22 protein-coding genes are annotated in these 20,810 nt (G+C 49.9%); 9 read left to right on the top strand and 13 right to left on the bottom strand.

The genetic code is table 11. The annotated features are described in order from the left end of the window. Positions 1-50 precede the first annotated feature (50 nt). Positions 51-176: a hypothetical protein gene (locus tag A8707_RS30265; protein WP_269452737.1), complete on the top strand. Its 126-nt coding sequence runs from the start codon at positions 51-53 to the stop codon at positions 174-176. A gap of 212 nt (positions 177-388) precedes the next feature. After that, positions 389-868, top strand: a complete 480-nt coding sequence (locus tag A8707_RS17685) for a hypothetical protein (protein WP_156518684.1) — start codon at positions 389-391, stop codon at positions 866-868. Positions 869-1,086: 218 nt separating this feature from the next. Here the strand turns inward: A8707_RS17685 and A8707_RS17680 are convergent, their stop codons facing one another. Genes A8707_RS17680 through A8707_RS17670 form a run of 3 tightly spaced genes read right to left on the bottom strand, consistent with a single transcriptional unit; the run spans position 1,087 to position 3,644 of the window. Beyond that, positions 1,087-1,578, bottom strand: coding sequence for a GNAT family N-acetyltransferase (locus A8707_RS17680; RefSeq protein WP_068818525.1), 492 nt, complete (start codon positions 1,576-1,578; stop codon positions 1,087-1,089). Next, positions 1,579-1,803, bottom strand: a complete 225-nt coding sequence (locus A8707_RS17675; RefSeq protein ID WP_068818524.1) for a hypothetical protein — start codon at positions 1,801-1,803, stop codon at positions 1,579-1,581. Next, positions 1,800-3,644 (bottom strand): S8 family peptidase, encoded by a 1,845-nt coding sequence (locus A8707_RS17670; RefSeq protein WP_068818523.1) that lies wholly within the window; start codon positions 3,642-3,644, stop codon positions 1,800-1,802. The genes A8707_RS17675 and A8707_RS17670 overlap by 4 nt, the downstream gene beginning before the upstream one ends. 128 nt (positions 3,645-3,772) lie before the next feature. On the opposite strand from A8707_RS17670, the gene A8707_RS17665 reads away from it, so the two are divergent. Then, complete coding sequence (locus A8707_RS17665; protein WP_068818522.1) at positions 3,773-4,204, top strand: hypothetical protein; 432 nt, start codon at positions 3,773-3,775, stop codon at positions 4,202-4,204. Between the two features lie 384 nt (positions 4,205-4,588). Next, on the top strand, positions 4,589-6,313 hold the full coding sequence (locus A8707_RS17660; RefSeq protein ID WP_068818521.1) for a hybrid sensor histidine kinase/response regulator: 1,725 nt from the start codon (positions 4,589-4,591) through the stop codon (positions 6,311-6,313). On the opposite strand, the gene A8707_RS17655 is transcribed toward A8707_RS17660, so the two are convergent. From A8707_RS17655 to argB, 10 genes are all read right to left on the bottom strand, one after another. After that, positions 6,244-6,513 carry a hypothetical protein gene (locus A8707_RS17655; RefSeq protein ID WP_068818520.1) on the bottom strand — a complete coding sequence of 90 codons (270 nt, stop codon included), beginning with the start codon at positions 6,511-6,513 and terminating at the stop codon, positions 6,244-6,246. The genes A8707_RS17660 and A8707_RS17655 overlap by 70 nt on opposite strands. Positions 6,514-6,673: 160 nt before the next feature. Beyond that, a complete protein-coding gene (locus A8707_RS17650; protein WP_231948128.1) occupies positions 6,674-7,507 on the bottom strand; it encodes an ABC transporter ATP-binding protein in 834 nt (277 codons plus the stop codon). 179 nt (positions 7,508-7,686) lie between these two features. Further along, the gene (locus A8707_RS17645) at positions 7,687-8,865 is read right to left on the bottom strand and encodes a sugar phosphate nucleotidyltransferase (protein WP_068818518.1); all 1,179 of its coding nucleotides are present in this window, start codon (positions 8,863-8,865) and stop codon (positions 7,687-7,689) included. Positions 8,866-9,107: 242 nt separating this feature from the next. Next, entirely contained in the window at positions 9,108-9,962 is an 855-nt protein-coding gene (locus A8707_RS17640) for a segregation/condensation protein A (protein WP_068818517.1), read from the bottom strand. Between the two features lie 179 nt (positions 9,963-10,141). Continuing rightward, positions 10,142-10,501: a LapA family protein gene (locus tag A8707_RS17635; protein WP_068818516.1), complete on the bottom strand. Its 360-nt coding sequence runs from the start codon at positions 10,499-10,501 to the stop codon at positions 10,142-10,144. A 93-nt stretch (positions 10,502-10,594) separates the two neighbouring features. Then, positions 10,595-11,686 carry an AI-2E family transporter gene (locus A8707_RS17630; protein WP_068818515.1) on the bottom strand — a complete coding sequence of 364 codons (1,092 nt, stop codon included), beginning with the start codon at positions 11,684-11,686 and terminating at the stop codon, positions 10,595-10,597. 7 nt (positions 11,687-11,693) lie between these two features. Beyond that, positions 11,694-12,491, bottom strand: a complete 798-nt coding sequence (locus A8707_RS17625) for a DUF3153 domain-containing protein (RefSeq protein ID WP_231948127.1) — start codon at positions 12,489-12,491, stop codon at positions 11,694-11,696. 125 nt (positions 12,492-12,616) lie between these two features. Beyond that, complete coding sequence (locus A8707_RS17620; protein WP_068818513.1) at positions 12,617-13,150, bottom strand: outer membrane protein assembly factor BamD; 534 nt, start codon at positions 13,148-13,150, stop codon at positions 12,617-12,619. 107 nt (positions 13,151-13,257) lie between these two features. After that, positions 13,258-14,307: an alpha/beta hydrolase gene (locus A8707_RS17615; protein ID WP_068818512.1), complete on the bottom strand. Its 1,050-nt coding sequence runs from the start codon at positions 14,305-14,307 to the stop codon at positions 13,258-13,260. 74 nt (positions 14,308-14,381) lie between these two features. Continuing rightward, on the bottom strand, positions 14,382-15,281 hold the full coding sequence (gene argB, locus A8707_RS17610; RefSeq protein ID WP_068818511.1) for an acetylglutamate kinase: 900 nt from the start codon (positions 15,279-15,281) through the stop codon (positions 14,382-14,384). A gap of 143 nt (positions 15,282-15,424) precedes the next feature. On the opposite strand from argB, the gene A8707_RS17605 reads away from it, so the two are divergent. The 5 genes from A8707_RS17605 (at position 15,425) to A8707_RS17585 (ending at position 20,722) form a co-directional block, all read left to right on the top strand. Beyond that, on the top strand, positions 15,425-16,477 hold the full coding sequence (locus A8707_RS17605) for a zinc-dependent alcohol dehydrogenase (RefSeq protein ID WP_231948126.1): 1,053 nt from the start codon (positions 15,425-15,427) through the stop codon (positions 16,475-16,477). A gap of 37 nt (positions 16,478-16,514) precedes the next feature. Continuing rightward, a complete protein-coding gene (locus A8707_RS17600; RefSeq protein WP_068818510.1) occupies positions 16,515-17,105 on the top strand; it encodes a hypothetical protein in 591 nt (196 codons plus the stop codon). Positions 17,106-17,197: 92 nt separating this feature from the next. After that, entirely contained in the window at positions 17,198-18,514 is a 1,317-nt protein-coding gene (locus tag A8707_RS17595; protein ID WP_231948125.1) for an FtsW/RodA/SpoVE family cell cycle protein, read from the top strand. 67 nt (positions 18,515-18,581) lie between these two features. Then, complete coding sequence (locus A8707_RS17590; RefSeq protein ID WP_068818508.1) at positions 18,582-19,319, top strand: cytochrome c biogenesis protein CcdA; 738 nt, start codon at positions 18,582-18,584, stop codon at positions 19,317-19,319. 2 nt (positions 19,320-19,321) lie between these two features. Continuing rightward, complete coding sequence (locus A8707_RS17585; protein ID WP_068818507.1) at positions 19,322-20,722, top strand: cytochrome c biogenesis protein; 1,401 nt, start codon at positions 19,322-19,324, stop codon at positions 20,720-20,722. The last annotated feature ends 88 nt before the right edge of the window (positions 20,723-20,810 follow it).

Raw genomic sequence — 20,810 nt, 5'->3', positions numbered from 1 at the left:
TATTCGCAAGCAGTTGCGCGACTCGGACAACCTACGCGATGCGGTAGAATTTGTTCTTAAACAAGCTGCGTCCTAACCAATGTGGCAGTGGCTATACTGCTCAAATCGTTTTCGTTCATGTCGATTTGCCCGTCGTGCTGAAATTACTCGAATTACATCGCTTCACCGTTCTGTAAAATTATACTTTTGCCTGGTCTAGAGGTGAGAAGCCCAAGCTAGAGGCTTTTATATAGGCAGTTTTACTTATACAATATTGCTCTATAGCCTTTATACTCCGACAAAGCCCGTAATTTATTATAAAGTTTTTAACCTCATATATAAAGATTTTACTTTTCAAGCTAAATACACTATACTAAAGGAGTCGAATTACTTAAAGAGATCACTGAATATGAATAATAAGCCTACTAGAGGAAAACTACTCGCTTTTTACAACGCTGTTGCGAGAGACCATCCAGTTTCTAGAGAAGATCTTGAAAAGCTTGTAGATGAGTTAAAGAAGAAGTATCCTGACCGTCTGTTCAATCATCACGATGTTGGGAACCTGCTGTACCAAGGACGAGGCTTCATGATTCCTCATCCTGAAAGAGAGGGTTATTTCTTGAGAAGCGATAGCTCTCTAGCTTCCGGACTAGGTAGCAATTCTGTATCTCCAGTCCAATCTCTTGATCTAGACATGATGAATAGTAAGAATTTCTCTAGGAAGCTAGAGGACATTACAAAGCAGCACGAGGAGCTACGACAGCACATCAATGAAAAAGTTGAGCAAAAAGAACGCCTTGAACAGGAATTATGGCAAGATCAAGAAAAACTAAAAGAATTAGAGGATACCTTGGAGCTTGCACGTGAATTTTTTCGCAAGGCTGCCTGATAAGGATGGATTCTGATAGTTAAATAGCCGAGTGCAGTTCCTCCTAATATTTTCATTAAGAGGAACTGCATATTCCCAAAGATGTCCCAACAAGGGAGTTCAACTTAGCTTAAGCGGCACAGCTCACTGATGACTTTTCAACTTCAACTACGCCCTCACAAGTAACTTAAGCGGTTGGACAAACTTTTGGAACGACATTTCTTATAAGGAGTGGACGGTCAGTATGCTTGGGATAATTGTTTAACGTAAACCCGATCGCACCGCTCTGTCTCGATACCTGTTGCCGATTGATAGCCGCTCGATTCATAGAGTTTGACGGCTTCTTTGAGAACGCTGGCAGTCTCGATCCAGATTTGATCGAAGCCCCGATCGCCGATCGCTCTCTCCAATTCCTTCAGCAAAAATCTTCCTAATCCTTGCCCTCTGACTTCCGGCACAAGATACATTTTGCGAATCTCGACTGCTTTGTCTCCCCTTGACACCGGATAGTAAGCGCCCGTGCCGACTAGCTGACCTTCGCGCTCAATCACCCAAAATTCGCCGCCTGTTGCGTGATAAAACGGCTCAATTTCTAGAACATCACGATCGGCTCCCAGTGGTTCCCAACTCAGCCCATAATCTGCTAGGACTGAGCCAATAATTTCAACCGCTAGAACCCGATCGCGATCTTCCCAATCACGAATCAGAAAGTCTCGATACCGAACGTTCATCTATTTCAGAATCTCGAATTTCTGAACTTCTAGAACAGGACCGATCATCGCCAGAGTCATAATGTCATCGCGAATCTTGCCCTCGACTTTGACCTTTAGACCTTTTTTTTGTAACTCACTCGGCGGTTTGTGAAGCTCATAGGTTTGCCCGTCTTCGGAGTCGATCGCCCAAGTCCCCGTGCCAAACCCTTTACGATCGATGATGCCGTTCACAGTGGTACTCATGCAATTTTGTCTCCTGGTTTAATCGCAAGCCAAACTAAGCCGTAGCACAACAGCGCATTCACAATCAAAAATCCTCGTGCGAGGGCACCGTCACCCAGCCACATGAGTTGCGGATCGATCGCTGCACTCACCGCGAGACAGGCAGTGACTCCGATCGTAGACCCGATCGCAAACCACTTCCACTGAGCATGACCTAACAGCAGCACAACCAGCGCTAAAGGAATCAGCACACTCGCAAACAATGGGTTTAGTGCGCCGCTGCCCTGAATCGAGCTACCCAACTCAGGAATCGAGCTACCCATCACCCGTAGCGGAGCCTGCGGCAAGTCGAAGATATAAATGCCCTTGAGGAAGAACAACCCCGAACTTCCGGCAATCAGACCCGATGCCATTGACCAACTCCAGGCAAAGGGAAAGTAGTTTCGCAAGAAGAACGCCAGCAGATAGGAACCCACCACCATCGCCAGTTTGGGAACTAGCGCCACTACGCCGCCATCGATCCAAAAGCGCGGATTGAGATATCCACTATCGCGCAGCCATTGGAAGAAATCGTTGAAGGTGATTTTGCCTTTGAGTGCCAGCTTGACGGCTGCAGCCGCATCGAGTTTGCCTGCACCATAGTGATTGAGTTCGTCATCTTGCACCTTGCGAGCAGACTGCGTTAATGCCGCCGCCACTTCGTCGGGATCTTTTACGCCCGACGCGCTGACAAGAGCCGCCACACCAGCCACATGAGGCGCTGCCATGCTGGTGCCTTGAAACGCTGCAAACGTCGATTCTCCGGTCGAGGGATCGATCGTGTTCTGCAAAATTCCGCCTGCCGCATTTTCCTCTGACGTGGAGCCGCCCGGAGCCGAGACATCCACGCCTGCGCCGAAGTTAGAGTAATCCGCTTTTTGACCTGAAGAATCTAAGGCAGCAACGCCCAAAACGTGAGGATAACGAGCCGGATAAGAGGCTGAATTCTGACCAGAGTTTCCTGCCGCAGCGATGACTAGAACACCTTTTTTGTGGGCATAGTCGATCGCTTCTGCCATTGCCGAGCTTTCACCCCCACCGCCCAAGCTCATGTTGATCACATTCGCGCCGTGATCTGCCGCAAATCGAATCGCCTCAGCAATATCGGCAACCGTTCCACCTCCACTAGCGCTAAGAACTTTTAAGGGCATCAAAGTCGCTTCGTAAGCAATTCCGGCGACTCCAAACCCGTTGTTGGTGGATTGGGCGATCGTGCCTGCAACATGAGTGCCGTGACCATTATCGTCTCTGGCATCTTCTCGATCGTTGACAAAATCGTATCCTTTGGCAAAGCTCGTTTCTTTCAAGTCGGGCACTTCTGAGATTCCAGTATCAATCACCGCAACGGTCGCGCCTTTTCCTTTGGTGTCTTGCCAACTCGACTCAACGTTGATGCTGTGCAGATTCCACTGCTGGCTATACATCGGGTCGTTGGGTGCCTGACTCGCCTGAATCGGGCTTGCCTCTTTGCCGATCGAGACATTCACTCTAGAATCCTGAGATTCTGGAATGCTGTAGATATAGTCTGGCTCAACATATTCGGTGTATTGCTTGAGGTCATGCTTGAGGGCGTTTAAAAGAGCCTTGTCGCCTTTGACCGTGTAAAGGTGATCGGGCTGTGAGAATTCGCTGTTTAGACGAGGACGGACGTTATATTTCTGAGCGATCGTCTGCACTTGTTGCTCAATCTGGGCAGCATCGACATCTTCTCTAAAATCTAGAACGATGCGGTCATAGGTTCCTTGCGCTGCCAAGCCCGAAAAACTGGCGATCGCCCAAATCAATCCCACCAAAAATAAGCCCGCCAGCACTAGCTTTCTCATAAACACCTATCTGAGGTCTTGCTTGTCTACCAAGATAACTCAGAGTTCATTGAGATTTTGAGCTTTTAGTTTTAAGTTAAAGACTTGGTTAGGATGGAAGGAGGTTACCCTACTCAACCCTCAACATTATGATCCACGGACTTCTTTGGCTGCCTCTGTTAGCAGCGTTTATCGGTCTAGCGTGGGCAGGTCGAAATGAATATCAAAAGATAGAAGCCTATCGCGTCTGGGCTGAGACGTTTCAGCGTGCAAAATATGATGTCTATGCGGTGTTGGGTCAAGAGGGTAACTTGCTCACCTGGGGCAAGCCGACCCGCAAAGAACCTGTGAATGTGCAAACATTTTCGCTGAAAGATGTGCGAGAGATTCACCTGTTAGTAGACGGGCAAACGGCAGATTTGCGATCGCCGCCGAGTAAAGGTAAGTCGATCGGGTTGCAGTTTATTTTGGATCGGGATGGCTCGATCGAGATCCCATTTACTCAAACTGACTTAGCCGCAAAGTGGGGACAAGCGTTAACCGAAGATTTGCAAAAACTACGAAGTGAATCGCGTCTTTGAGATCAGGACTTCTTTGTGAAAGGTTGTTACTGAGACGGCTTTTGGGAGGCTTAAGGGTTCATTCTACAGGTGGGGCGCGATCGTCTTTCTCAATTTTTCGCTAGAACTTGACAACGCTCCACAAGCTAGGTTTTAGCAATCTAACCCAGAAAAAATAAGTAGGCAGGCTCAATTAAAGTTAACTCGTGTAGGTGGGTTTCGGCTCCACTCAATCCGCTGGAAACTCTTGCTTTGAGCGTTGAGGGGAGCCGAAACGCATCTTAAATTCTGTTCACCTACCTAAGGCGCTTCTATCTTACGATTCCTCTCTGTTTTTGTGCCGGAAGTCTTTGTGTCAGAATTGTTGAAACGGATTGTAGAAAAAAAGCCAACGTCGCAGACCATATGACAAACCTCTGGAGCCAACTTTTTCAATCCGAAGCGTTTATGCCCCACGGACACTGCTATCTGTGGCAAACGAATCTGGTAGGGTTGCACGTCATCTCTGATGCGCTGATTGCTTTGGCTTACTACTCCATTCCTATTACACTGCTCTATCTGGTGCGAAAGCGTCAAGATCTCCCGTTTGAATGGGTTTTTTTGCTGTTTGGAGCCTTTATCGTGTCGTGTGGGACCACTCACTTACTAGACATTTGGACTCTGTGGTATCCGACCTACTGGCTTTCAGGAATAGTCAAGGCATTCACCGCCCTGATCTCAGTAATCACTGCCACTCAGCTTTTTCCCCTGATGCCTCAAGTGCTAGCACTGCCCAGCCCAGCTCAGCTAGAACGCGCTAACGTCGCTTTGCAGTCTCAGATGACCGAGCGACTCAGAGTTGAGGCAGAACTCAAGGTCTATCAGACTCAGTTAGAACATCTAGTGACCGAACGAACGAACGAACTGATGCAGACCAATGCAACGCTGCAAGCAGAAATCAGCGAACGCAAACGGATTGAACAAGAGCGAACAAAATTGCTGGTACGAGAGCAGGCTGCCCGATCGGAGGCAGAGCAAGCCAATCGGATCAAAGATGAGTTTCTAGCGGTTTTATCTCACGAACTGCGAACCCCGATGAACCCAATCCTGGGCTGGTCAAAACTGCTTTTGAGCAACAGGCTCAATCCGGCTAAAAGTCGAGAGGCAGTGGAGACGATCGAGCGCAACGCCAAGCTACAGATGCAACTGATCGACGATTTGCTAGACATTTCCCGAATTTTAAGCGGCAAACTCAGCTTAGATGCCAGCCCGGTTGACCTCAACAGCAGTCTCTCTGCGGCATTAGAAACTCTACGGTTGGCGACAGAGGCAAAGTCTCTACAGATTCAAACGACCCTTTCATCAATGCCTATCTGGGTCATGGGAGACGATACGCGATTGCAGCAAGTGATCTGGAATCTCTTATCCAATGCGATCAAATTTACTCCGATCGCAGGTCAGATCGAGATTCATCTAACTCAAACGGAGGCTCATGCCCAAATCCAGATCAAGGACACTGGCAAAGGAATTCATCCTGATTTTTTGCCCTATGTGTTTGAGCATTTTCGGCAAGAGGATGGCGCAATCACACGCAAGTTTGGCGGGCTAGGGTTGGGGCTAGCGATCGTGCGTCGAATTGTAGAATTACACGGCGGAACCGTCAGAGCAGAGAGTCTAGGCGACTCACAAGGGGCAACATTCACGGTGCAAATTCCCCGTGCGGTGCCGTTGGATGAGCACTCTTCCTTAAGCGACTCTTCAAAACCCCCTACCGATCTAAACGGCGTTCAGGTCTTGGTAGTCGATGATGATGAAGACTCACGCAACTTTATCGCCTTCGTTCTGCAACAATCGGGGGCGATCGTCACGATGGCGGCATCGGGTATAGAAGCCCTCGATGCGATGACTCAATCAAAACCCGACGTAGTGGTCAGCGATATTGAAATGCCAGAAATGGATGGCTATCAACTGGTGAGCAAAATTCGGCAACTGACGAGTCTCCAAGGAAAAGAGGTGCCTGCGATCGCGCTGACTGCTCATGCGGGGGAGTCCAATCAGCAGCAGGCGCTGAAGGCAGGCTTTCAACAGCACTTTTCTAAACCTGCTGACTCAAATGAGCTAATTCGAGCCATTGCTAATCTGATTAAGTGACTACCAATACAGTAAGACTCGTCGGCTTCGGCTGATACTTCACCCTCAATCTCTTGAGTCATCAAACCCATCGGTTCAAACTCAATGCCCTTCTCGACAAAAAACGTTTCAATCAACAGCCCGATAAAGGTTTTAAAGAACTCGTGTTCGCGTCCGGGCATCAGAATCTCGATCGTACTGTTGTGATAAAAAAGTCTCACTCCCGAAGACTCAGCAAACCCTTCTTGAATTAGCTTAAATTGTTGCCAAGTCCTCCCATGACGAACGATGCGCTGATCTCTGGTTGGGTTAGGTTACTGAGTTTGAGCCATGACAAATCGCTTCTATCGTCCCTTTCAGTCACTCCAGCTTAGTCTCATGCTACTCCCACTCAGCCGATTCTTTAGCTTCTGATTGACGAATGGTTGCTTTCAAGGTTTGCCAGTCTACTTGATCGCTAAAGTCATCTTGTATTAACTCACCGCGATCTAGGTGCAAGACGCGATCGCAGAAGGATTGAGCGAGGTCTAACTGGTGATTTGCCATCAAAACTGTGATTTCTGGCAGATCTTTGAGGACATTGAGAACGTGATCACTCCGTCCTGAATCCAGGGCTGAAGTGGGTTCGTCTAGGAGCAAAACTTTGGGCTGAATGACCAGGGCACGCGCGATCGCCACGAGTTGCCGTTGCCCGACTGAGAGTTGGAGTTCAGTACGATCAAGCCAATCCTGAGGAATATGAAGCTGTTTAACCCACTTGCTTACTTGTTGTTCAGCTACTGTAAGTTGAACGCCTCTTAACTTAAGCGGGTAAAGCAGTGCTTCCCGGACGGTCATGTTCAGCAGTTTTGATTCTTGCTGCACTAAGGTGATTTGCTGGCGCAGTTGCAGCACTGAAATTTGGCGAAAATCCTGTCCTTCTAAATAGAGTGATCCCTGGGTGGGTTCGTTCAATCGATTGAGCAATCGCAGTAGCGTTGTCTTACCTGAACCCGACGCGCCCACGATCGCGATTCGCTCGCCCCGAACCACTGCGAATGATAAATCTTGCAATAAATAATGTACTCCGATCTGCGATCGGGTTCCCGGCTTTTTGCTAGACGCGACCCCTCTGGAGGCAAAACTAACGTGTTCTAAACAGATTTGAGGCGGCTTTGATAAATTCAAAATCATTAAGCGTGAAATCTCATGCACCAGCTTACTTCGCTGCGCCAAACTTTGAAGCCCACGGTGAGCATGGCACCTCTCAAAAAAAGTCTCTGGAGAGCCGTCAGATGCCTCGATCTAACTTTCTCCAGGGAGTCTGTGCTCTATTTGTTTACTAGAATACGTGCGAGAAACGGTATCGAACCTCCTCCGGTCGAGTATGTCTCATCTCTTCCAGCCGACTCAGTTTAGGATTGAGCGACTTTGTGATCGGTACCCAGCAGTTCGGCGATCGCTCGATGCTCTGCCGGAAGCTGGGTCGGCAGAGCTTGTCGAGTGTCGGTAATCAACCAGTCAAGAGAAGCGGCTTGCACGTCGATCGTGGCTCCCGTCTTGTCAACGCAATAGCGACCAAACACAAGCTTGTCTACCAGCCGCACACCCGGACCCAGCCGAGAATACTCAAAAATTACGCTGTTATCGACGGTTGCGCCACTGCACACCCAGCAGTTTTGACCAATCATCGCAGGACCGACGATTTTGGCACCGTCTTCGATGCAGGTCATGCTGCCGATATAAACCGGACCTTGAATATCTACTTTATCCCAGTTGACGCAGACGTTTAGCCCCGTGTAGATGCCAGGAGCCACTTCTCGCCCCGGAATCGCAACGTTTTTGACTTCGCCACTCAAGACACTGCGAATTGCGTGCCAATAGTCGGGCACTTTGCCGATATCGACCCACTCAAAGTCCATTGGCAAGCCATAAAACGGCGCATTCATCTCGACGAGCTTCGGGAAGAGTTGACTACCGATGTCGTATTCTTGCCCCGATGGAATGTAGTCGAGGATTTCGGGTTCAAAGATATAAATGCCTGTGTTGATCGTGGTGCTCATAGCTTCCTCAACAGAGGGCTTTTCCTGGAATGCTTTGATTTTGCCTTCTTCATCGGTGACGACCACACCGTAGCTAGACACCTCTTCGCGAGGAACGGTCTTCATAATCACCGTGGCGATCGACCCTTTTTCTCGGTGCCATTTCACGGCTGCGCTCAAGTCTAGATCGATTAAGGCATCGCCGCACAGCACGACGAACGTATCATCAAAAAACGGGGAGAAATCTTGGATTTTTTTCATCCCACCCGCCGAGCCGACCGCCTCGCCGACTAGCTCACCATCGACGATTTTACCCTCAAACGAGTAGCCGATCTGGACTCCAAACCGCTGCCCGTCGCGGAAATAACTTTCTATTTCGTATGCCAGGTGACTGACATTTACCATGATTTCGTCAAAGCCGTGCTGCCTGAGCAGTTCTAATAAAAACTCCATTACAGGCTTTTGCAGAATGGGAATCATGGGTTTGGGAATCGTGTATGTAATCGGACGAATCCGCGTTCCCTTCCCAGCCGCTAAAATCATGGCTTTCATAAATCGCTCTCTCTACCCTACACCGACAAATTCCAAGAGATCGACCGTCAATCTGGAGAAACTCCAAAACTTGATAGTCTCTATATTGAACGGTCAAATCTCAAGCAAAAGGCAAGCTGTGCCCGATCTCGACGTGACCTTTAGTGACTATAGCGGTTCTAAGTGGGATGTGTCACACCCGAATGGTTTAGCCCTTTATATCTTCATCTATTTGAAGTACCTAACTCTGGCAGTGCGTTATCTCAATCGAGCAGAACGCTGGCAGAGAGTTCGCTTAGCCCAGAGTCTGCCAGTTGTAGCAGTGAGCGGATCTTTAAATCCTGGTAAAACTCTTCTTGTGATAACTCGACTTTGTTTTGAGCCGACAATAGCAATAACGCCCAAAACACTCCGACTCGCTCATGATTTGGGTGTGAGTCGTGCAGATCGTCTTCCCCATCTTTAGGTCTTTGATCCTTTAAAGCGATCCAAAATTCTAGCACGAGATCAAAGTCGATCCACTCTTTGTCTTGAGCGACTTCTGTCCAGTGTTCGTGAAAGAATTGCTCGATCGCCACTGCCATTTCTGAGAGGTTTTCCTGATGGGCGAGTTCAGCGATCGCTCGCACTGCCTGGGCGCGAGACTGAGGTTTAGGGCGACGCAGCCGAGCACGAGGAGTCTGATCTTCTAAGGTCGTGGCGATTATCTGGAGCTGGTCGATTAGCTCTTTGAGGGTAACTCGCCGCTTTTGGGGAGGTCGTGCCACTGCCCTGCGTCGAAGCTGACGCTCTAAATTGGGAGGCAACGCAGCCCCGCCAAAGTCTGCCCCATTGAGAAATTCTGCCTCGTCAAACTCATCGGGATCGGCGGCGATCGCTTCTGGCTGAGTCAAGCTATCGGCTTTGAGCAATAGCAGCATCGACGCATATAAAAAGGCTTGACCCGACTGTGACAAATTTGACTCATATTGCTCTCGCCCGATCGTGGCAGCAGGCGTTAACTCGCTCAAGAAGCGATCGATCACATCAATGACCTTGACATCCCAGGGGTCAATTTCTCCCCGTTCTGCCAGGTCAATCAAGAGGGCGATCGCGTCCTGTGCTAAAGAAAGGGTCATGGAAGCAAGGGGAGGAGTGAATGCTTTATGGTGGCACGATCTTGCAGAATCGACTACCTAATTTTGATTCGCATGAAATACACGGCTGCCAGAAGAATCAACCCTAGCAGCAGCAAAGGAACTAGCAGACTCCAGAGGTTGTTAGGATTGGTCACTTTATAAAGTGAATTCACGATTTTTTATTGAGCAAATACCTCGGCTGATTCAGCATCTTGCACCATACCTTGAGGCAATAATCGCTGCTGTTCCTGAATTTCTGCTTTGTAGCGTTCGACATCTTGCTCAAGTTCATCAATGCGCTCTTCTCGAACTTGGAGTTCTTTGCGTGTGCCAATCGTGCGCTGGATCTGGCTCCACACGCTAAATACCCACGCCAATACAGCCCCGATTCCCATCGCTAAGATTAGCTCGATCGAGAGCGGTGCTTGCACCTGCACGCCTTCGATGACTCGAATCACGGCTGGCTCAGTATTTTCAATGCCAAACAAAACGAGTGCCAAACAAATCACGAAAATGAGCAAAAAATTAACTTGTCGCATCTTGGGTTCTCTCCAATCACGCCGCTAGTGGTTCAACGTCTTTAACAGAACAGTTGCTCAAGAGTAGAAACTGGAATCGAGTTTAGCACCCCGTTACTCGATCGGAGGATAGTCTTTGTGAACCACCTCTGTCACAATCACCTGAGTCGAAGTCACCGTGCGCAACGCATCGATCGTGCCTTTGATCGTGCCTGCGATCGGCACGGCAACGACGACCCCTAAGAAGCCACCAATTTGCAGCCCCATCAGCAGGGCAATAAAAATCCACAAGGGGTTTAGCCCAGTGAATTCGCCCATCATTTTGGGAGCCAGCACATTATCGCGGACTTGTTGCAAAATGACGGCAGCGATCGCGAATTGAAACGCCAGCCAGACACTCTGAAACATGATTAGAATCGTGACCAGCCCGATCCCCAACGCTGCTCCGATGAAGGGAATCAGTTCTGCAATGCCGATGATCAGGGCAAACAGAAGGGTGAAGGGCACTTTAAGCGCCAGAAAAACCGGAATCAATCCGCCTGCCATAAACAGCGCCAGCAGCACTTGGCTCAGAAAAAAATTGTGAAAGTTTTTCCGCAGTGACTCACTGATCGGAATGCCAAATTTGAGCGGCAGTAGATTGATCAGTCCTTGCCAGAGTCTTCCCCCATAAAGCAGCATATAAGATGCCAAGACAATGACTAAAATGCTGTCGATCAAGCCAGAAACGGTTCCTAGGGCAAATCCGAGTGCCTGGGTGGCGACTTCTTGAATCTGGCTTTCAATTTGGGTGCTGACTCGACCGCCAAAACTTTTGAGGTCGATCGGAAAGCTTCGCGTTCTTGCCCAAGCATCCCAAAAGTCTAGATTTTGCCGACTCGCCTCTAGCCACCCCGGAATTTTTTCAAGCAACTGGGTCGTTTGGGCGACCAAAACGGGCACCAGCGTGACTCCTAAGATCACCAGCACGGTGACTGCCACCAGCAGCACAATCACCACTGCCCCGATGCGTTTGATTCGAGCGCGTTCAAAAAACTCGACGGGGTAGTTGAGCAAAAACGCCAGAATTGCCGACACAACCAGCACGGTCAGAAGATGCTCAAAATAGCGCAACACCAACGTCACTAGCCAAACGTTGAGGGCGATCACGGGTCCGCTGAGACCCAATATGATTAGTCGTTGCAGGTCGGCTGAGCGGCGAGACATCCGGTAGTTATGAGTTGGGGGCTAGAGGCGGCGCAGTCGTTGGAGTCGGCAAAATGCGTCTAAGATAAATTCCACCCGCGACGATCGCGACGATTACCACCGTCCCAATTCCGAGCGGGTTGGGGAGCCAGAAAGCGGCTTCTAGGTGATTGCTTTGCCCTGGTTGCAGCGTCCAGATAAGCTGTTTGCCTTCGCGACGGGCGGAGATCGCGGTGCCGTCCTTTCGGGTGATGCTGCGCGCACCCCAAGGAGTCGTCAACCCAAACTCTAGCTCAAGCAGCGAACCCGGACTCGCGATTAAGCTGCCGTCTGGGGCGAGAATGCCCAGCGATCGCAAGTCCAGATCATAAATCACGCGCTGACGCTCTAGCAGGAGGAAATTGCCTTCCTGAACTTTGAGGTGAGACTTTAGTTTGGGCAAGTCGAATTCTTTTCGATCAGAGCGATCGGGATCGGTGACTGAACTAAAAAACTCGTTAAACCTCGTCTCTAATTCTCTGCTGTTGCCAAACGGAATCGTGACTAAAATTTCTTGATTTGAGAGGCGGCGAGCTTTCCCTTGAATTCTGCGAACTCGTTTTTCAATGCCATCCAGCCATTTTTGAGCCGTGCCGCTGTTCACGCTGGTCAGCCGCTCATCTAGACGAATATGCTGGACGATCGTCCCTCGATTTGGACTTTCAACCGTGATGCCCACTTCAGATTTGACGCAGCCTGACAGCACCAAGCTAGCGAGTAGCATCACCCAAATCATTCGCGATCGCTGCAAAAATCGCATCACAGAATGGGAACTTAGTAAAGGCACGTCGCCTGAAAAGAGAGTTGAAGTTCTGCGGGGCATATCGACAAAGGTTCATGAGTCCACTAACATCTAACACTACTTTAAGGAAATCAGAAGTTAACGGATGTTACAAGACAACCGTTTAAGGGCTAACTCAGCCACACTAAACCGCTTACGATCAGTCCTGCTGCAACTAGCGCCACCCAAATGAAGCGATTATCGGTGTTGACTTGACTCAAATCTACAGGTTCTGGGATGGCAGGACGGGTTTTTTGAGTCAGTTTCGGCGGAGTAGCAGTACCGAATTTAGACACCCCGCGATTGTCTTTTGCTTCGCTATCTGACAGTTTTGACAAGTCAGGAATCTCGGTTAACCATTCGGGGCGGGTTTGCAGCTTAGGGGCTTCGAGAATGTAAAGCAGTCGCTTTCCCTGCTGGCGAGTTTTGATATCTGGGTGACGACTAATTTTTTGACAGAGGGCGATCGCCTCCGATCGCTGTCCGGCTGCTTCGTAAGCGGTCACAAGCCAGATTTGCACTTCGCCGCCAAAGCGTGAACCTGGGTCGGTTAAGGCGCTAGCGCGTTCTAAATACTGCACCGACTTGCGGTATTCGCCTCGCTCAAAGGCATCTTTTCCGATTTGATATTCGGTGGTCGCCAAGTCTAATTGTTCAGAACTCACAGGCTTTTTGATTGTCTTAAGCTACTCTTGCATCCTAAGTTATCTGAAGCATGAATTCTACATCCGTGGTGGCATTGGGGGCAGATAACATGGGCACCTCGTTGACTTCACAATAGATCAGGGTTCATACCAGGATTGCGTTTGAGGACGATCGCTCGTTTATCCATCATTGTGATAAAAGCAGGCATATCAGGAGAAGCCCGATCGGCAACCTTCAAGTCTGCGACAACCTGGTCAAAGGTTTTGCCATCGGTCATTCGATAGGCGATTTCTTCGACTTCAGCCCAGGTGAGATCGCTCTGCACATAGGCTTTTGCCATGACGTTGAGCAGATTTTCCCATTTATTACCCTCGGCTTTGGTCAACATCGTGTGAGGAATGTTGAGAACCCGATCGAACTCGTAATACCAAGATTTAAGCTGACGCTTGAGAATATTCTCAAATAGAACTTGATGATCGGTGTCGCTGGTGGCTTTATCGGCTTCGGTCGAAACGATAAACATCGGCGCTGAATCTGCATTCTCTGAGCGATGGAGAATCTCCTTGCCCATGTCAAGATAGACTCGCAGAGCCTCCATCTTAAAGCCCTTATAGCCAATCACCTGATCTGGCGATGTGTCATCAATCCATTCAAAATAAGTGTTGAAGATTTTGACAAACAAATCAACGACTTTATTGCTGCTGCTGAGATAGGGCGCAAATAGCATCGCTCGATCAATCTCCTGGGCGCGCTCAAAAGCTAGCCAAGCCGCGAGGGTTCCTCCGCCCGACAAACCACCCACGACCACTCGATCGCCCAACGTCTGCGCTTTTTGCAGCCACTCTAGCCCAAATTGCTGATAGGTGTCGGGGTCAGTCGGCAGGGGTGGCGGGTTGTCGCGATTCCAGTCGCCTGCCTCACCGTGACCCGGCATTCTGGGAATCACAACGTTATAGCCCGCTTGATAAAGCACCCGTCCCATCGGCAAAAACTGATAGGGAGCCGCCGTGAAGCCGTGAAAAAACAAGCAGACTTTAGACGTGGGAGCCTCATGGAGCAGGAACTGCGATCGACAGCCTTCATTTTTTACGGGCAGTTCGGTTTCTTGAGTCTTCACTTGTTGAGCCAAGTTAATCGACGCGGCAGAATAGCCCAGACGAGAAGGAAAGTTAAGCATAGGTAGATGAGATCGGGGGTCGGGGGGCAGTCGGTGAGAATTCTATCTCAATTACTCCCCTCGCTTTCTCGTTGCTAACGATTGCCCATAAATTCTGAGGCAACTATCATGGAGCCGATGCCCATATCGGTGAAGATTTCGAGCAGCAGCGCGTGAGGGAGGCGACCATCAATAATGTGGGCAGCCTTCACGCCCTGAGCTAGCGATCGCACGCAGCAATTGACTTTTGGAATCATGCCTCCAGACACCACTCCGTCGTCGATCAGTCTGCGAGCGTCTTGAATGTCGAGTCGCGGGATCAGGGTGGAGACATCTTTATAGTCGCGCAAGATTCCGGCGGTGTCAGTCAGCAGAATCAATTTTTCGGCACCCAAAGCGGCAGCGAGTTCTCCGGCAACGGTGTCGGCGTTAATGTTATATGCCTGTCCGGTTTCGTCGGCTGCAACGCTAGAAACTACTGGAATGTGACCCGTCGTAACCAGCGACTCTAGAATCTGGATGTTGACGTTAGTGACTTCACCCACAAACCCGATGCCTTCCGCGTCAGCAGGACGGGCGGTGATTAAACTCGCATCTTTACCGCAAAGTCCGACGGCAGATCCGCCTGCCTGGTTGATTAACGAGACAATTTCTTTGTTGACTCGACCAACCAGCACCATCTCGACGACATCCATTGTGGCGGCATCGGTGACGCGCAGCCCGTCTTTAAACTGTGGCTCAATGCCAAGTTTGTCAAGCCAAGAGTTGATTTCAGGTCCGCCCCCATGCACGACTACCGGACGCAGCCCCACACACGCCATAAACACCACATCGCGGATCACCTTCTCTTTGAGAGCGGCATCCTTCATCGCGGCACCGCCATATTTAACGACGATCGTGCGTCCGGCAAATTGTTGAATGTAGGGAAGCGCTTCACTTAAGACTCGGACTCGTGTGGCAGCGGCTTTTTCAAAATATTCGCTTTCGTTGAGCATTGGCAAAGTAGAAAGATTGCTATGCAAATTATGCTACGAAATGCCGAATTAAAATTTTGTCTAGTGCAGCGTCACCCTTAGAAATTAGGGTTGCGTAATGGATAGAGTTTGAAGGGGGGCTTTACGCATTCACCTGGTAAGATTTGGGAGAAATTGAGTTCAGGACGATCGCGGTGTTAGCAGCCCTTCTCTATGGTCAAGAAGACCTTCGTTTAGAAACCGTTCCTGATCCGACCCCGGCGGCTGGGGAAGTCGTGATCGAAGTCGGAGCCGCCACCACCTGCGGGACAGATTTGAAGGTTTGGCGACGCGGTGGACACGCCAAAATGCTCAAGCCACCGACTCTATTTGGACACGAAGCCGCCGGACAAATTGTGGCACTCGGAGAAGGCGTGACGGGTTGGAGAATCGGCGATCGCGTCGTCGCAAACAATTCTGCCCCCTGCACAACCTGCTTTTTTTGCCAACGTCAAGAATTTTCTCTCTGCACGAATCTGACGTTTAATAACGGCACCTTTGCTAAATATCTGAGAGTTCCTGCCCCGATCGTGCAACAAAATTTGCTCTCAATTCCAGAGGACGTGACGGATGCGATGGCGGCAATGACCGAACCGTTAGCCTGTGTCTTGCATGGAGTAGCGAGATCGCAGGTCAAACCCGGCGATCGCGTCGTGCTGCTAGGCGATGGCGCGATCGGGCTAATGTTCGTCGCGGCTCTTGCAAAATCTGCTGAAGTATTTCTCTTTGGCGGTAGTGAATCTCGGTTAGAAATCGCCAAAAAATTTGGGGCGGTAAAAACCTTTAATTATCGTCAAGTGGCGGATCTACCAGATTTAGTTCGCGACTTAACCGATGGCTGGGGCGCAGATGTCGTGATTGAGGCGACGGGCGTTCCGGCTGCGTGGGAAATGGCGATCGCCTGTGCGCGTCCGGGTGCTACGGTCAATTTATTTGGGGGTTGCCCTCGCGACACAACAATTACCGTCAACACTGAGCAACTCCACTACAATGAACTGACTCTAAAAGGGGTGTTCCACAATACGCCTGAGTTTGTTCGCGCCGCGCTTGCTCTGATTTCGAGTCACACCATTCCGTTTAAGCTGCTGATCAGCGATCATCAACCCTTAAGGAACTTAGAGCAAGTCTTTCAGGATATGAAGCAGCGCAAAGTCGTCAAAGTGGCGATCGTGCCGTGAGTTGACCATCCACTTTGTTTTTATCGGGGAGTTCGAGATGGACGGGATTCGATTTGGCTCGATTTTGGGATTTTCACTGCTGCTCAGTTTAGGAGCCAGCCCCGCTAGGGCATTACCCGGAGAAACTACTAAAGACGTTGCCGCTTGGATGCAGGCAAATTCAACCTTGCGCCCCAGTCGAGGGGAAAAGTTTTTGGTGACCAAAAGCGCGACTGCCGCGCAACGATTCACTTTTGAAGCGTCGCTGCTGTCTCCAGGCAAAATCAAGCTGTCTCCCAGATCAGGCATTATTCGCAGTGAGCGGTTGACTCTTTTTGATATGCAAAACGGCGTGACCCAAGAACGCCTCAAAGAATCACTGCGAGCGATTTATGGGTCTGACATTTATCAAGACTTCGATCGCGCCCAAGTTCTCTACGCCTACCCCAGCGAGATCACGATTCAGCAAGCTGTCGCGCAAAAGAATCCTCTATTGGCATCGCTGCAAGGAGAACTGCGTCGAGGCAGTCGCTATGCCTATTGGCTAGAAGTTGCCCAAACCGCCGAAGGGCTTGCCTACTCAGGAAGATTTACCGTGTTTCTCAGAGACGACCTAGACAAACTAGAAGCAGAACTCAGAAATCGCTGATCTGATTTGAGGTATCGATTGATCAGGGTCAAATTTTTTAAGTCGGGGTTAACTTGGATGCCAAAGGCACTGAATCCCTGTAACCTGACACCTTGCCCATAACCCCCTGGGTTGCCTGTGATTGGAGAGCGATCGCTGTGAAGTTGCGCCAACTGATTCCTTTTTTTGATACGACGGCTCAAGACTGGGCAGCCGAAGCCCGCATCTTGCGGTGGCTGACCTTTCTCTGGCTGTTTGTTGGGCTGGCGGTGATGTTTTCAGCGTCCTATCCCGTCGGAGATGCCGATTTTGGCGACGGACTCTATTACGTCAAGCGTCAACTGCTGGCGGTTTTCATTGGCATGGTGGGGTTTAATCTCATCGTCCATGCGCCTCTTCGCTATGTGCTAGGAATCGCCGATTGGTTTTTGATCATCTGTCTCGGCGGAATTATCGTCACCTTGCTGCCAGGAATTGGCACCTCGATCGGAGGCGGTGCTCGATGGATCGCCCTCGGACCTTTTCTGCTTCAGCCCTCAGAACTCATCAAACCCTTTCTCGTGCTGCAATCTGCCCGGATTTTTGGGCAGTGGGAGCGACTTACCTGGACAACCCGAATCACTTGGGTAAGCGTTTTTGGTGCCATGTTGGTAGGCATCTTACTTCAGCCAAACCTCAGCACCACAGCGCTATGTGGCATGACGCTCTGGCTGATTGCTTTAGCGGCGGGGCTTCCCTATGTCTATTTGTGGTGTACTGCTGGTGGCGGGTTGCTGCTGGCAACGTTGAGCATCAGCCTGCGAGAATATCAGCGCAAACGGATTATGTCGTTTATCAATCCGTGGGCTGACCCGTCGCAAGATGGCTATCAGTTGATTCAAAGTTTGTTAGCGATCGGGTCTGGCGGCACGTTTGGCACCGGGTTCGGACTCTCGCAGCAAAAAATGGGCTACTTACCTATCCAATACACTGACTTTATTTTTGCCGTCTTTGCAGAAGAATTTGGCTTAGTCGGCAGCGTTCTGTTGATGATATTGATCTTGACCTACGGCACGATGGCGCTGATCGTTGCCCGAAAAGCTCGAACTACCGTGCAGCGATTAGTGGCGATCGGAGTGATGGTTCTCATGGTCGGTCAGTCGCTGTTGAATATTGCGGTCGCGACGGGGGCGTTGCCGACGACTGGGTTGCCGCTGCCTTTTTTCAGCTATGGTGGCAGTTCAATGATTTCGACCTTGATTTCGACGGCGTTGTTAATTCGGGTCGCGAGAGAAAGCAGCGAAGCAGAGGTCGTGTCTTTACCTGAGCGACGGTCTGCAAAACCCGCCCCAACGTCCAATCCCGCAAAAGAACGGCGCAAACCCGCTTCAGAACCGCAAAATAAAGCTTCCTCAGAGCCAAGACGATTTAGACCCCGCAATGCTCCTTAAGTTGGGTGGGCAGAAGATCGGTAGAATATGAGTAGCGCTTAAAGCAGCGTAACAATTGAGCCACCTTATGTTAGAAGCCCTTCAAACTCATCTCTATGAGCTAGAACAGTTCGCAAATCATCTAGTCTCAAATCAGTTAACTCATTTATCTCTGACTAGCGTTGGCGTGATTTTTGCGGCGGGGTTGCTCACCAGTCTGACTCCCTGCACCCTCTCGATGTTGCCAATCACGATCGGATATATCGGCGGCTATGAAACCAAAAGTCGAATGCAAGCCGCTGCCCAATCTATCTGGTTTTCATTGGGTCTCGCCACCACCCTTGCTGGGTTAGGGATTTTTGCCACCGTTGTGGGTCAAGTCTATGGGCAGATTGGGATTGGACTTCCGATCGTGGTTAGTCTCGTCGCGATCGTCATGGGGCTAAACCTGCTGGAGGCATTACCCTTGCGCTTACCGTCGTGGGGCGGCACCGATTGGATCTCGCAAGACTTGCCTGCTGGAGTTCGATCTTATCTGATCGGACTAACCTTTGGATTGGTTGCATCTCCGTGCAGCACTCCCGTTTTAGCGACCTTGTTAACGTGGATTGCCAACACAAAAGATCCGTTAGTCGGCGGCACGCTGCTGCTGTGCTATACCGCTGGATATGTGGCTCCTCTCGTGTTAGCGGGAACGTTCACCGCATCGATTAAGAAACTGTTAGAACTGCGTCGCTGGTCGGGTTGGATTAATCCTGTGAGCGGCAGTTTGCTGGTGGGGTTTGGTGTGTTTTCGTTGCTTTCTAGAATTAATTTTTTTAATTAAACATGACGACAGATCGATCGTTCTTGACGAAGCTATCCGGGTTGGGTTCGGCTCCTAGACGCTATTTCAAAAAAGAACTGCTGCCGCTGCTGGCAGATTTGCGATTAGCGATCGTGCTGCTGTTAGCGATCGCGGTGTTTAGCATTTCAGGTACCGTAATTGAGCAGGGTCAATCGCTCTCGTTTTATCAAGCAAATTATCCTGAACATCCGGCTCTATTTGGCTTTCTCACCTGGAAGGTGTTGCTAATCGCAGGATTTGATCACGTCTATCGAACCTGGTGGTATTTAGCACTGCTGATTTTGTTTGGCTCTAGTTTGACGGCGTGTACATTTGTGCGACAGTTGCCCGCGTTGAGATGGTTTACGCGCAACACCAGCAAGTTTTATACGCAGCCGCGACAGTTTCAAAAGTTTGCCTTGAGCGCGGAGTTTGATTCTGCCTCATTAGATGAAGCGATTTCTCTGTTAGAAAAGCGTCGCTATCGCGTGTTTCGCAGTGGCGAGACGATTTATGCGCGCAAAGGCATCATTGGGCGAATTGGTCCGATCGTCGTTCACGTCAGCATGATGCTGATCCTGATCGGCGGCATTATCGGGGCGATGACGGGTTTCATCGCTCAAGAAGTCGCGCCGAGCGGGTCAACCTTTCTGATTAAAAATATTGTCGATGCAGGTCCGTGGGCAGAACCTCAGTTTCCTAAAGATTGGGCAGTGAAAGTCAATCGCTTTTGGATTGATTATTTGCCAACGGGCGAAATCGATCAGTTTTATTCTGATCTTTCAGTGTTGGATAACGACGGAAAGGAAGTCGATCGCAAGACCATTCACGTTAACGAACCGCTTAAACACAACGGCGTGACTCTTTATCAAGCAGACTGGTCGATCGCGGCGGTGCAAGTCAAGCTCAACAAAAGTCCGGTTTTGCAGTTTCCGATGGCAAAATTGGATGCGGTGGGCAGTCGGGTCTGGGGAACCTGGATTCCGCTCAAGTCAGACTTGAGTGATGGCGTGTCTTTGATTGCGCGAGACTTACAGGGGCTGCTGCTAATTTATGACACCGATGGCAAACTGATTTCGACCGTTCGCAAAGGAATGTCGGTGCAGGTTAAAGGCGTGACGTTGGCGATCGCAGACATCATCGGCAGCACTGGGTTGCAAATCAAAGCTGATCCTGGCATCCCGATCGTCTATCTGGGCTTTGGCTTGCTGATGATCAGCACGATGATGAGCTACGTGTCTCACTCGCAGATTTGGGCATTGCAAAAAGACGGTAAGTTCTACATTGGCGGCAACACAAACCGCGCTCAAGTGGTGTTTGAGCGTGAGTTTTTAGAGTTGTTGGATCAGATTGGAGAACAGCAGCAGACCTTAGACTCAAATATTCAGTTAGCCAAAGTCTAGACAAACTATTGGCTTGAGTAAGGACGTGTTGTGATGCATCTCGCTGTAAACGGATGGCTTTCGGTCTTTCATAATCTTTTCATTTTTT

The sequence above is a fragment of the Phormidesmis priestleyi BC1401 genome (assembly GCF_001650195.1).
GTDB lineage: Bacteria > Cyanobacteriota > Cyanobacteriia > Leptolyngbyales > Leptolyngbyaceae > Phormidesmis_A > Phormidesmis_A priestleyi_B.
This window is presented reverse-complemented; position numbering and strand designations above follow the sequence as displayed.